This window comes from Nocardia sp. NPDC059236 (genome assembly GCF_042754085.1).
Classification (GTDB): Bacteria; Actinomycetota; Actinomycetes; order Mycobacteriales; family Mycobacteriaceae; genus Nocardia.
The window spans coordinates 178,774-191,679 of sequence record NZ_JBHZAF010000011.1 but is presented as its reverse complement, the minus strand read 5'-3'; the positions used below and the strand labels follow the sequence as shown (position 1 = coordinate 191,679).

At 67.8% G+C, this 12,906-nt stretch carries 11 protein-coding genes; 7 read left to right on the top strand and 4 right to left on the bottom strand.

The window, feature by feature from the left end:
* The first annotated feature begins 31 nt into the window (after nt 1-31).
* On the top strand, nt 32-514 hold the full coding sequence (locus ACFXIV_RS27915) for a MarR family winged helix-turn-helix transcriptional regulator (protein ID WP_379399168.1): 483 nt from the start codon (nt 32-34) through the stop codon (nt 512-514).
* Between the two features lie 241 nt (nt 515-755).
* Nucleotides 756-1,940: a lipase family protein gene (locus ACFXIV_RS27910; protein ID WP_379399167.1), complete on the top strand. Its 1,185-nt coding sequence runs from the start codon at nt 756-758 to the stop codon at nt 1,938-1,940.
* A gap of 228 nt (nt 1,941-2,168) precedes the next feature.
* On the opposite strand, the gene ACFXIV_RS27905 is transcribed toward ACFXIV_RS27910, so the two are convergent.
* Nucleotides 2,169-5,003: a LuxR C-terminal-related transcriptional regulator gene (locus ACFXIV_RS27905; protein ID WP_379399253.1), complete on the bottom strand. Its 2,835-nt coding sequence runs from the start codon at nt 5,001-5,003 to the stop codon at nt 2,169-2,171.
* A gap of 167 nt (nt 5,004-5,170) precedes the next feature.
* Between ACFXIV_RS27905 and ACFXIV_RS27900 the strand changes: the two genes are divergently transcribed.
* From ACFXIV_RS27900 to ACFXIV_RS27885, 4 genes are all read left to right on the top strand, one after another.
* Nucleotides 5,171-5,704 carry a hypothetical protein gene (locus ACFXIV_RS27900; protein WP_379399166.1) on the top strand — a complete coding sequence of 178 codons (534 nt, stop codon included), beginning with the start codon at nt 5,171-5,173 and terminating at the stop codon, nt 5,702-5,704.
* 86 nt (nt 5,705-5,790) lie between these two features.
* Nucleotides 5,791-6,912, top strand: coding sequence for an ABC transporter permease (locus tag ACFXIV_RS27895; protein ID WP_379399165.1), 1,122 nt, complete (start codon nt 5,791-5,793; stop codon nt 6,910-6,912).
* Entirely contained in the window at nt 6,909-7,616 is a 708-nt protein-coding gene (locus ACFXIV_RS27890; RefSeq protein WP_379399164.1) for an ABC transporter ATP-binding protein, read from the top strand. The genes ACFXIV_RS27895 and ACFXIV_RS27890 overlap by 4 nt, the downstream gene beginning before the upstream one ends.
* Before the next feature lie 19 nt (nt 7,617-7,635).
* Complete coding sequence (locus ACFXIV_RS27885; RefSeq protein WP_379399163.1) at nt 7,636-8,235, top strand: TetR/AcrR family transcriptional regulator; 600 nt, start codon at nt 7,636-7,638, stop codon at nt 8,233-8,235.
* A gap of 111 nt (nt 8,236-8,346) precedes the next feature.
* Here the strand turns inward: ACFXIV_RS27885 and ACFXIV_RS27880 are convergent, their stop codons facing one another.
* The 3 genes from ACFXIV_RS27880 to ACFXIV_RS27870 all read right to left on the bottom strand — a co-directional run bounded on the left by ACFXIV_RS27880 (nt 8,347) and on the right by ACFXIV_RS27870 (nt 11,531).
* Nucleotides 8,347-8,475: a hypothetical protein gene (locus tag ACFXIV_RS27880; RefSeq protein WP_379399162.1), complete on the bottom strand. Its 129-nt coding sequence runs from the start codon at nt 8,473-8,475 to the stop codon at nt 8,347-8,349.
* Nucleotides 8,472-10,211 carry a cytochrome c oxidase subunit I gene (ctaD, locus tag ACFXIV_RS27875; RefSeq protein ID WP_379399161.1) on the bottom strand — a complete coding sequence of 580 codons (1,740 nt, stop codon included), beginning with the start codon at nt 10,209-10,211 and terminating at the stop codon, nt 8,472-8,474. Before ctaD ends, ACFXIV_RS27880 begins: the two co-directional genes overlap by 4 nt.
* 132 nt (nt 10,212-10,343) lie before the next feature.
* Nucleotides 10,344-11,531, bottom strand: coding sequence for a Rieske 2Fe-2S domain-containing protein (locus ACFXIV_RS27870; RefSeq protein ID WP_379399160.1), 1,188 nt, complete (start codon nt 11,529-11,531; stop codon nt 10,344-10,346).
* Nucleotides 11,532-11,740: 209 nt separating this feature from the next.
* On the opposite strand from ACFXIV_RS27870, the gene hsaA reads away from it, so the two are divergent.
* A complete protein-coding gene (hsaA, locus tag ACFXIV_RS27865; protein ID WP_379399159.1) occupies nt 11,741-12,904 on the top strand; it encodes a 3-hydroxy-9,10-secoandrosta-1,3,5(10)-triene-9,17-dione monooxygenase oxygenase subunit in 1,164 nt (387 codons plus the stop codon).
* Nucleotides 12,905-12,906 lie beyond the last annotated feature (2 nt).

Here is a 12,906-nt window from a genome sequence, read left to right as displayed (position 1 = left end):
ATATCAATAGTTTGACGATCAAGAGGTTTGAATGTCAAGAGAAAATCTGGACGAGTTGCGTGCCCGAGTCGGACGGGAGTCTCAGGCGTTGCAGGCGGCCGTCGACGATGTCGACCAGGCCGCCGCGACCGTGCTCGGCGTCAACCGCACCGACCTGCGCTGTCTCGAGGTGCTGGTCCGGGGTGAGTCGACGCCGGGCGCACTGGCGGCCGAATTGGGTCTGACCAGTGGCAGCGTCACGACGATGCTGGATCGGCTCGCCAAGCTCGGTCACATCACCCGGGAGCCGGAACCGGGCGACCGGCGCAAGGTGCTGGTCCGCATCACCCCGGCGACCATGGCTCGGGCGTGGGAGATATACGGGCCCATCGCCGAGGAGGGCGCGGCCGAGATGGCGGGCTCGTCGGCCGCCGAGCTGCGCACCATCCTCGACTTCCTCACCCGCAGCCGCGAACTCCAGCAGCGCCACCGCGAGCGAATCTCGGCTCTGCCCAAGGCGGTTCGGGGTTCGTAGTCGAGGGCAGTGATCGGCACTGACAGTTCGTGCCGGAATTGTCCGAATAACTGGACGCTCTGTTTAGTTAGCTGTAGCGTCACTGCACGATTCGCGAAAGGCTTGCTGACGCATGCTCTTCCGGTTCACAGGCTCGGCTGTGCCGAATGCCAATCCATTGCTTTATTGGTCGATCGTTCTTTCGCGCGCGGTCGGGAGCGAGATGAGAACGACTGAAGTGTGAGGGACGTCGTTGTTCGCAGTGTCCGTCAGGGCTGTGGTCCTGGCTCTGAGCATCCTGACCGCGGGGGCGGTAGGCGCCGCCCCCGCGTCGGCTCAACCCCTGTATCCCACGCAGGATCCCGATCCGTTCTACGGTCCGCCGGCCGATCTGGGTGCGCTCGCGCCCGGTGACGTGGTCCGGACGCGGAAGATCGATACCGGGCTGTACGTGGGCACCGAGGGCTGGCAGGTGGCCTTCCGTAGCACCAACTCCCAGGGGCAGCCGATCCTCGGCATGACCACGGTGCTGCTCCCGGCAGGGGTCTCGAACCCGCCGCTGGTGTCGTATCAGGCGCTCATCAACTCGCTGGGCGCGCAATGCAATCCGTCGCGGTCGCTGTTCAACGGCGAGCTCCAGGACGGGGTGGGCGCCATGCTGCCGATCGGGCGCGGCTGGGCCATCTCGCTGCCCGACTATCTGGGGCCGAATGTCGCCTACGGCGCGGCCAAGCTCAGCGGCATGGTGACCCTGGACAGTGTGAAGGCGGTCCGCAAGGCCACCGAACTGGGACTCGGGAAGTCGCCCGTCGCGCTGGCCGGGTATTCCGGCGGCGGCATGGCGACCGCCTGGGCCGCTGCCCTGCAACCCGAGTACGCGCCGGACCTGAAGCTCGATGCCGTTGTGGCCGGGGGCATTCCGGCCGATCTCGAGCAGATGGCGCTCTCGCTGGGCTTCGAGCCGCACCCGGGCTTCGGCCTGGCCTTCGCCGCGGCCATGGGCCTGGAGCGCGAATACCCGAACCGCCTGCCGATCTCGGATCAGCTCAACGAGAACGGGCTCTGGTTCCGCGAATTCACCCACGACGCCTGCCGTCGCTTCCTGCTGTTCCACGGCGCCTTCCGCAACGCCGACCAGATGGCGGCGTCCAAGAGCCTGATGGACAGTCCGGAGGCGCACGCGGTGCTGCGGGAGAACAGCCTGCGCTACTTCCCGGGCACGCCGGCGGTCCCGACCTACTTCTGGCAGGGGCGGTTCGACACGCTCACCTCCTTCGATCCGGTCGCCGAGGTCGCCGACCGGTACTGCAAGGCCGGTGTGCCGCTGGTGTTCCGGCCCTTCGAAATCGCCGAGCACATGACCACGGCCGTCGCCGGATTCGCCGACGCGTGGAACTATGTGGAATCACGTTTCCGCGGAGATCCGGTTCCGGTGAACTGCGGATAGATTGCCGAGCTGGGCCATATTGCTGTTGCCGCGGTTGACCTGACGGATCAGCCCGGCCAGGCGCAGCGCTCGAAAGTGGTGTGTCCGAGTGGCCTTCGATACCGGGAGTCCGAACGAACTGCAATGCCGTTCCGCGCCGTCGCCATCGGCGAGGAGGGCCAGGACGACCTCCATGCGGAGAGCGACCTCGCCCGCGGCAATGACAATCGGCACTGGATGCTTTCGCGGTCAATCGGCCAATTCGGCCAGCCGAGCAGCGATTCCGGCGCGGCTGGTCAAACCGAGTTTGCGCAGGATGCGGCCGAGGTGATCTTCGATGGTGCGGGGACTCAGGTAGAGCTGGGCCGCGATCTCCTTGTTGGCAAGGCCCTTGGCGGCCAATTCGGCGACCTCGCGTTCCCGCTCGCTCAGCTTCGTCGCTCCGGAGACCGTTCGATGTCCTGCGAGCCGACGTTGGACGACCGTCGCGGCGCGCTGCAGTTCCGTGGCTCCAGCTGCCGCGAATTCGGCGCGGGCGGCGGCGATTCGGGCGGTGGCGGTGGTGAAATCGCCGCGCTGCCCGGCGATCTGCGCCGCCACCAACAGGGCCTGCGCGCGGAACACCGGCATATCGGCCCGCGCATACGCTTCGGCCGAGTCCTCAGCGGCACGTTCGGCGGAGATGAGATCCCCACGGGCGCAGAGGTATCCGGCCCGAGCCCGAGCTGCCGCAGCCAGTGCGCCGGGTAAGCCCAGGCGCTCGGCCGCATCCTCCGCCTGGGCCAGCATGAATTCGGCCGCGCCGAGGTCACCTCGATCGACAGCACTCAAGCACGCGACGGAGAGCTCGGCTGCTCGCATCGGGTGCAAGCGGCCGCCGTCTGCTGCGCCGTCTCGTAGTGGCTCCGCCAATCCAGGCAGTGCCCGGCCGCCTCGGAGCGGACCTCCCGGTTGTGGTCCTGGCGTCGGACCAGGGCGCAGGGTCGAATCTTCGGACGCTGGAGCTGCGGGTGCGCGGGGGCTCGGTTGTTGTGCGGGCAGATCATCCAGGTTGAGGCGGGCGGCCAGTTCCAGGAGGGCTGCTTCGACTGCGCCGCGCCACCAGCGGACGGCGGGGCGGGGGAGGGCGTTGAGGTCTCGCCAGCATTGGATGACGTCTGCGCGCGGCGAAGTTGCTTCCAGGACACGGAGTTTGAGGGCTCGAGCCAGTGGGGCGATGCCTGGGTAGGCGTAGAGTTCGGCGGTTTCGACGGCGTCATCGGCGGCGGCGAGGGCGTCCGCGTAGCGTCCCAGTTTGGCCAGCGAGTAGGCCTGTACCGTCAGGAGTTCGGGGAGGATGAAGCTGCGGCCGCGGCGGCGGCTGACGCGGATGGCGCGCTCGATGTGGGTGAGGCCGGTGCGCTGGTCGTCGAGGAAGTACGCCAGCCAGCCGAGGGCGGAGACGGCGTGGATGCCGTCGAGCAGCTGAGTGTCGGTGAGCTGCGCGAATTCCCGCTCCGCGACGCGGTAGTCGGCTTCGGCGGCGCGCAGGTCGAGGTCATTGAGCCGGCCCATGCTCCGCAGTGTCACCGCGGCCGCGCGCATGGCCGGATCGTGCACGGCTTCGGAGGTGAACAGCTGCCGGACTCGTTCCGCGCCTTCGGCGTCGTGGTTGTCCTGGATCTCCAGGATGGCCAATTCCAGCCGGGCGGGCCCGTGTTCGTGACTGCCGGGCCGATCGACCAGCCGGGTCAACAGGTTTCGCGCGCTGTCCACGCGCCCGAGGATCCGTTCGCAGCGCGCATAGAGGAGAGCCGCCTCGACCTGCTCAGGGGTGGGATCGCCCGCAGTGCCCGGCAGCAGGGGCTCGAGGGTCTCGCGCGCGGATTCCGCGGATCCCGACAGCAGCAGCGCCCGGCCGAGCAGGACGCGGGCCGGAACATCGGCGCGCCCACCCGAATCCGGCTGAGCGTCGAGAGCGGCGGCGATCCAACGGGCACTGGCGGCCGGGTCGGTACCGAGGGCCTGCTCGGCGGCGCAGAGCAATTCGCCCGCCGCGAGCTCGTCGCGACCGAGGGCGTGTTCCAGGTGGCGGGCCCGGGCGAGGACGGGAGCGTCCTTGGCGCGGAGCACCTGTGCCGCGCGAGCGTGCGCGGCCGCCCGCCACCCGTGCCCGGCCAGCCGGTACGCCGCCGCGCGTACCAGCGGATGGCGGAAGCTCACCAGGCCGGTGGTGACGCTGACCCAGCCGCGCCGCGTGAGGTCGTCGATCGCCTCGCGCAGGTCGGCCGGTGCGACTTCGGCCGTGCCGCAGAGCAGTTCCACGTCATCGGTGCCGCCGCACACCCCGATCGCCTGCGCGACCAGCCGCTCCCGGGCGGGCAGGTGTGCCAGTTCGGCCCGGATGGTCCGGTCCAGCGCGGTCTGATCCGCCGGTGCCGCGGCCGGATCCTCGGCTCGAATCGTGGCGTCGAAATCGGCCGGGGTGAGTTCGGCGAGCAGTCGCAGATACAGCGGATTGCCGTGCGCCGCCGCCACCACCTGTGTGCACCGGCCCGCCGGCAGCTCCGGCAGCAGCGCTCTCGCGTCGGCATCGGGCAGCGGCGGCACCGCGAGGTGCTCGCTCGCGACACCCGGTGCGCGCAGCGCGGATCCGAGCGATTCCGGAAATTGCCCTTCGCGATAGGCCAGCACAATGCGAGCCGATTCCGGCCGCTGCCGAATGAGCAGGGCCAGCACCCGCATCGACGCGGCATCGGCCCAATGCGCATCGTCGATGATGAGCAGCGTCGGCGTGGCTTCGAGCCGCTGCCGAATCCATCGGGCCGAGTCCCGGGTATCGGTCCCGATTTCGCTTTCCGTGCCGCTCAGTCGATCCGCGATATCGAGCACGAGATAGTGCGGTGTGGGCTGGTCGTATTCGGTGCCCGCGACGACGACCGTCCGCCATCGGTCCGGCTCGAGCCCGTTCGCGAATTCCGAAAGCAGCCGCGATTTTCCGATTCCGGCCGGGCCCTCCACCAGGAATACGCCGTCTCCACCGGGAGTGTGGCAGGCCGCGTTCAGGGTGGCGAGTTCGCGGGTGCGGCCGACGAATGGCTGGATCGCGCACTCCTTTCCGAGTGAACGGCCTTCGGCTGAGCCTAACTCGGCACTCTCGCCTCCCGGCCGCCGCCCCGATCCCGTGGTTTCACGGATGCTGTGGCGTGCGGAAACGGGTTGGGTAGTCCGGGTTCGATCGATTGGCGAGTGGGAGAGGTACGTAGCTTCAGATGCAGAGGATTTCGTCGAGTGCGCGGCGGCTGGTCCCCGTGATCCTGGCCATTGCGGCCCTGGCCCTGGCGGGTTGTTCCGCCGTGCAGAAGAGCGCCGATGTGGTCAAGGACGCGGGCAAATCCGATACCGGTCGCTCGCAAGTCGGCGACTGTATCGATGTCATCGAAGGCTCGATGATCGATTCCAAAACCGCGCCGGTGGACTGCGGTTCCCCGAAGGCGGTGTATCAGGTCGCCAAGGTCTACAGCAGCAAGACCGATTGCGCTGCCGACTACACCTCGTACGAGGAAACCCTCAATGGCATGTCCATGGCCTATCTGTGCCTGGCCCCGAATTTCAAGCAGGGCGCCTGCTATCACGAGAGCATGCTGACCGGCTACAAGTACGCCGAATGCGGCACCTCCAACGCCAGCTTCCAGGTCTTGACCCGCATCGACGGCCAATCCGACGAAACCCTGTGCGGCGAGGACGCGGACAGCGTCATCACCCTGGCCGAACCCCGGACCACATTCTGCCTGAAGAAACTCTGACCCCACTCAGATTTTCCCGACGCACTGTCGGTAACATCCCGACGGTGCGTCGGTAAAAGTGCCCGGCGCCGGACAAGGGAGTTCGGATGTTCCTGGCGGTGCGCGAACTGTGGTTCGCGCGAGCGAGATTCGGGTTGATGGCCGCGGTCGTCGCCCTGATCGCGGTGCTCATAGTGATGCTGGCTGGCCTGTCGTCGGGCCTGGTCGACGACGGTGTCTCGGGATTGAAGGCCATGCCCGTGGACGCCTTCGCCTTCGCGCCGAAGACGGAGACGGAATCGGCTTTCACCCGCAGCACGGTCGACGACGGGCAGGTCGCGGCCTGGCGCGGGCGCGGCGATGTCGCCGATGCGGCGCTGTTCGGAAACACGCTGGTCAATGCGAAGACCGGCAACGGGGTCGCGATCGATCTCGCGCTGTTCGGGGTCGAGCCGGGGTCGTTTCTGGCCCCGAGCCCGGCAGGGGGGTCCGGGCTCGGGGCGCCGGACGGCATCGTGGTCAGCCCGACCACCCTCGACAAGGGCGTCCGCATCGGCGATGTGGTGATCATCGACCGCATCGGCACCACGCTGCGGGTCGTCGGCGCGACCGCCGAACAGCGCACCTTCGGGCACGTGAACGTCGCCTATGTGCCGCTGCGACTCTGGCAGGAGATCCACGCCGGACTGCGGCCCGGCGACATCGCCCGGCCGGAGATCTATCACGAGGCCAATGCCGTGGCGTTGCGCGCGCGGCCCGGCGGCATCGATCTGGCGGCGGGGGATCGCGCCGCGGGTACGCACGCCATGACGCTGTCGGCCTCATTCGATGCTTCTCCCGGCTACTCGGCCGAAATGTCGACCATGACCCTGATCCGGGTCTTCCTCTACGCCATCTCGGCCCTGGTGGTCGGCGCGTTCTTCATGGTCTGGACGGTGCAGCGCACCCACGAGCTGGCGGTGCTGCGGGCGCTGGGTGTCTCCACCGGATATCTGTTGCGCGACAGCCTGATCCAGGCCGCGATCGTGCTCGTCGCCGCGACGGCCGCCGGGGTCGGCGTGGGAGTGGGCGGCAGCCGGTTCGTCGGCGGCATGCCCTTCGCGCTCGAACCCGGCGCGGTCGCGGTCGGTGCGGTACTGCTGATCGTGATGGGCATGCTGGGTGCGGTGCTGACCACGTTGCGCGTCACGCGGGTCGACCCGCTCGAGGCTCTGGGGGCGCAGCGATGACCGTCGAATCGATTGTCCGCCAGGGCATCTCGCTCAGCGATGTCTCGCTGACCTTCGGCAGCGGCGACCATGCCGTGGCGGCCCTGGACCGCATCGACCTGACCGTACGGGCGGGCGAGCTGCTGGCAGTCGTGGGACCGTCCGGATCGGGCAAATCCACGCTGCTCGCGGTCGCGGGCGGGCTGGCCCGGCCCGACACCGGGCAGGTGCTGGTGCACGGCACCGAGCTGACGACCCTGTCCCGGCGGCAGTTGGCGCGATTCCGCCGCGAGCACATCGGGTTCGTGTTCCAGACCGGGAATCTGATTCCCGCGCTGACCGCCCGCGACCAGGTGCGGCTGCTCGATCGCACCGGCGGGCGGAAGCGCGGCACCGCAGCAGCTTCGAGCAGCACAGCGGATCCGGCTGCCCTGCTCGCCGCCGTCGGCATGGCCGCGAAGGCGGGGCGGCGGCCGCATCAGCTCTCCGGCGGGGAACGCCAGCGCGTCGGCATCGCCCGCGCGCTCGCGACCGGCCCGACGCTGCTGCTGGTGGACGAGCCCACCGCAGCGCTGGATCGCGCCCGCAGCCACGACGTGATCGAGCTGCTGGCCCGGCAGACCCGCGAGCGGAAGGTGGCCACCATCATGGTCACCCACGATCACGACATCCTCGGCCACTGCGATCGGGTGCTCACCCTGGTGGATGGGAGACTGAGCGGGTAACCCCCAACGAGGAGATCAGGTGCCGAGGATCCAAGCCGCCACGCTCGCCGAACATCGCGAGGCGCAACGCCGCGCCCTGCTCGACGCCGCGCGCGCCATCCTCGCCGAGGACCCGGCCCGCCCGCCCACTCTCACCGAGGTGGCGGCGCGCGCCGGGCTCGCCCGCCCCAGCGTCTACCAGTACTTCTCCTCCCGCGACCAGTTGCTCGCCGAGCTGCTGGCCGACACCTTCCCGCAGTGGGCGCGACGGGTGGCGGAGCGGATGGCGGCCGCGTCCGGCCCGGCCGATCAGGTTCTCGAATACGTCCGCGCCAACCTGGAATTGGTCGCGAGCGGTGAGCATGCCCTGGCCCGCGTGCTCACCACGATCATCGACGACGATATCGCCGCCTACAGCCGCGAACTGCACGACGAACTCCGCACCCCGCTCATCGCCGCGCTCGAGACGGCCGGTGCGGCCGACCCCGCCGCCACCGCCGGACTCGTCGACGGCATCGTGCATGCGGCCTCGCGCATGCTCGAGAGCGGCCAGGACACCGACCGGACTGTCACGGCCGCAACGGAATTGGTCGCGCCCTACCTGTCGGCGCTGTCGCCGAACGCGGCCGGGCGGCGCTGAATCCGCACGCGGGAAGATCGCGAAAGGCCCGGTGAGGCCGCACGGGCGGGGGCGCGGCCTCACCGGAGTGCGAACGGCTGCGAGGGGAGTCAGCGTTCGCACGATCGGGGGTCAGCGACCCTGGGCGAGGTGGGTCAGCAGGATCAGGCCGCCGATCAGCGTCAATCCGGTCAGCAGGACCAGGGCTCCGTAGGGCAGGCGGGGAATCCGGAAGGTCGAGAGTTGCTGGGGCCTGGTCATTTCGCCTCCATGGGCGTGGTCTCGGTGACGTGATGGGCGGTCGCGCCCCAGCCGACGTGGGCCTCGGCGCGCATGCGGTCGATCATGTGCGGGTAGTGGAGTTCGAAGGCGGGGCGTTCGGAGCGGATGCGTGGGAGCTCGTAGAAGTTGTGCCGTGGCGGCGGGCAGCTGGTGGCCCACTCCAGGGAATTGCCGTAGCCCCACGGGTCGTCGACGGTCACGATCTCGCCGTAGCGGTAGGACTTGAAGACGTTCCACAGGAACGGCAGCATCGACGCGCCGAGCAGGAAGGCGCCGATGGTGGAGACCTGGTTCAGCAGGGTGAAGCCGTCGGAGGGCAGGTAGTCGGCGTAGCGCCGCGGCATGCCCATGTTGCCGAGCCAGTGCTGGGCCAGGAACGTCAGATGGAAGCCGAGGAACGTGGTCCAGAAGTGCCACTTCGCGAGGCGTTCGTCGAGCATGCGGCCGGTGATCTTGGGGAACCAGAAGTAGATGCCTGCGAAGGTGGCGAACACGACCGTGCCGAACAGGGTGTAGTGGAAGTGCGCGACCACGAAATAGGTGTCGGACAAATGGAAATCGAGTGGCGGTGAGGCCAGGATGACGCCGGACAGGCCGCCGAACAGGAAGGTCACCAGGAAGCCCAGCGAGAACAGCATCGGGCTCTCGAAGGTGAGCTGCCCCTTCCACATGGTGCCGATCCAGTTGAAGAACTTCACACCGGTCGGCACCGCGATGAGGAAGGTCATGAACGAGAAGTACGGCAGCAGAACGGCTCCCGTGGCATACATGTGGTGCGCCCACACCGCGATGGACAGCGCCGCGATGCCCAGTGTCGCATAGACCATGCCGGTGTAGCCGAACAGTGGTTTGCGGCTGAACACCGGGAAGATCTCCGACACGATGCCGAAGAACGGCAGCGCGATCACGTACACCTCGGGGTGCCCGAAGTACCAGAAGAGATGCTGGAACAGCATGGTTCCGCCGCTGGCCGGATCGTAGATGTGCCCACCGAGGTGCCGGTCGTAGTACAGCGCCAGGGCGGCTGCGGTCAGCAGCGGGAACACCAGCAGCACAAGGAAACTCGCGACGACGACGTTCCAGGTGAAGATGGGCAGCCGGAACATGGTCATACCCGGGCAGCGCAGGCACACGACGGTGGTGAGCATATTGACCGCGCCCAGAATGGTTCCCAGGCCCGAGACGCCCACCCCCAGAATCCACAGGTCCGCGCCGACACCGGGGGAGTGGATGATGTCCGACAGCGGCACGTACGCGGTCCAGCCGAAATCGGCCGCACCGCCCGGGGTGACGAAGCCTGCGGTCGCCATGGTCGCGCCGAACAGATACAACCAGTAGCTCAGCGCATTGAGCCGCGGAAACGCGACATCGGGCGCGCCGATCTGCAAGGGCAGCAGGATATTCGCGAATCCGAAGATGATGGCGGTCGCGTAGAACAGCAGCATGATCGTGCCGTGCATGGTGAACAGCTGGTTGAACTGTTCCGGCGACAGGAACTGCATGCCCGGCTGCGCCAGCTCCGCGCGCATGATCAACGCCATCAGCCCGGCGATCATGAAGAACGCCATCGAGGTCATCAGGTACATCTGCCCCAGCACCTTCGGGTCGGTCGTGCTGACCATCCGGTACAGGAATGAGCCCTTGGGCGATCGCCGCACCGGATGCGGACGCGTGATCTCCGGCGCTGCTGGGGTTTTCGGTGATATCGCGGTCACCCAGCGCACGGTAATGAGCTGCGGGGTAGCCGGTGAATCCCCGAGGGACGGTTTGAGGACCTTCGACGAGCGATCGAGGACCTTGGGCCGCGCCGCCGGTGACCTCCGAACCGAGATCGTCCTCGAACTGGGCTAGGGTGCGGTGGCCGGGATCACATCGCGCCGGCGCAGGTTCTCGGCGACCTCGAGCTCCCAGACCTCGTTGGCCCGCGAGGTGTCGACTTCGAACTCGAAGCGCCGCACCGATTTCGGGTCGACGTCGGCGACGTCGACGTAGAACTGTTCGTACCAGCGGCGCAGCTGGTAGACCGGGCCGTCCTCGTCGCAGAGCAGTGGGTTCTCGATCTTGGACTTGTGCTTCCAGATCTCCACGTCCTGCAGGAAGCCCTCGCCGATGCCCTCGGTCATCCTGTCCGCCAGACGGTTCGCGGTGTCCGCCGGTACGCCCGTGGGTCTTTCCAGCGTGATGCCGTACTGCAGGACGAAGGAGTCCTGGGTGACCGGGTAGTGACAGTTGACCAGAACGCTGCGGACCTCGAAACCGCCGTAGACATTGAGCAGTGGATTGATCATGTAGGCGGGCCCGAAGTACGAGGCCTCCGATTTCAGCAGCGTGTCTCCGCGGTACTTGGTCGCCATGCCGACGTCCGGGCGGCCCTTGGTCTCCAGGTACTGCGTCGCGACATGGCCCTCGAAGACGTTCTTGAAAAATGTTGGGAACGCGTAGTGGATGTAGAAGAAGTGGGCCATGTCCACGATGTTGTCGATGATCTCGCGGCAGTTGGAGCCCTCGATGAGGATCGAGCGCCAGGTCCACGGGGTCCAGTCGGGGGAAAGCGTTGCCGCGGGGTTGCCTTCGGCGTCGGTGTACGGTCCCCGGATGGTCGGGATGGTGACCTGGTCCGGTGGCGGGTTGCCCTCGTGGTCGTGCCAGACGAAGAGCTGGCCGTTGCGCTCGAGCGTGGTCCACGCGCGGGTGCGGGCCAGCGGGGGTACCCGCCGCGCGTAGGGAATGCCGGTGCAGCGGCCGTCGCCGTCCCATCGCCAGTCGTGGAACGGGCACGCGATCCGGCCGTCCTTGACCGTGCCCGTCGACAGGTCGCCGCCGAGGTGGCGGCAGTAGGCGTCCAGCACCCGCAGTTCGCCGGTATCGGCGGCCCAGACGGCCAGCTTGGTGCCGAAGGCATTGACCGAGTGGGGTTTCCCGTCCCGGAACGCGTCCGCCAGGCCCAGGCAGTGCCAGCCGCGGGCATAGCGGGTCGGCATCGTGCCCACGTCGATGTCCCGGATCTTTCTGCCGAACCCGCGTGACGTCGCCATCGCACCCTCCTAGGTCTAGAACCAGTTTCAGATCTGTGTCAGCTTCCGATCAGTAAGAGCATCCAGAAAATGGTCGAAAGACTCTTCTTTTAGGGATTTCCGTCCGCTTGTCGCGTACCTCGAGCTGCTCGATAGTGACAGGAACGTGTTCTAGAAATGTGGCGGAGAGTGTGCGATCGCCACCTGACCGGTCAGGAGAACCCGGCGAGATGACCCGTGAAATCACCGCGCGCGTCGAGGCTTTGGTGCCGACCCTGCGCGAGCGCGCCCAGCGGACCGAGACGTTGCGGCGCATTCCCGACGAGTCGATCGAGGACCTGCGGGAGGCGGGATTCTTCACCCTGATGCAGCCGCGGCAATGGGGTGGATGCGCCGCAGATCCGGTGGTCTTCTACGACACCGTGCGCACCCTGGCGAGCGCCTGTGGATCCACCGGCTGGGTGGCGGGGATCCTGGGGATTCACAACTGGCACCTGGCGCTGTTCGATCAGCGTGCGCAGGACGATGTCTGGGGCCACGACAGTGACGCGCGGATCGCCTCGTCGTACGCGCCGATGGGCGCCGGTGCCGTGGTGGACGGTGGCTATCTGGTCAGCGGTTCGTGGGCGTGGTCTTCCGGGGTGGACCACGCCGACTGGGTCTTCGTCGGCGGGCCGGTGCTCGAGAACGGCAAGCCTGTCGACTTCGGCTCCTTCCTCATCCCGCGCAGCGACTACTCCGTCGACGACGTCTGGAACGTGGTCGGTCTGCGTGGCACCGGATCCAATACGGTTGTCGTCGAGAACGTCTTCGTCCCGCGGCACCGCTTCCTGAGCTTCGGCGTGATGAACTCGCTGACATCGCCCGGGCTGCAGCGAAATTCGGAGCCGGTCTACAAAATGCCATGGGGGACAATCCATCCCACCACGATCTCCACGCCGATCGTCGGCATGGCCTACGGCGCCTACGCGGCCCACGTCGAGCATCAGGGCAAGCGGATCCGGGCCGCGTACGCCGGCGAGCACGCCAAGGACGACCCCTTCGGCAAGATCCGCATCGCCGAATCCGCCAGCGACATCGATGCCGCGTGGCGGCAGTTGTCCGGCAATGTCGCCGACGAGTACGCCCGGCTCCGGGACGGCGGGGAGATCCCGTTCGCTCTGCGCGCCCGCGCCCGCCGCGACCAGGTCCGCGCCACCGCCCGTGCCATCGCCGCCATCGACCGGCTCTTCGAGGCCGCCGGGGCCGGCGCCCTCGCAGTCGACACCCCGCTGCAACGCCTCTGGCGCGATGCCCATGCCGGACGCGTCCACGCGGCCAACGACCCCGAACGTGCCTACGTCATGTACGGGAACCATGCTTTCGGTCTTCCGATGGGGGACACCATGGTGTAGTC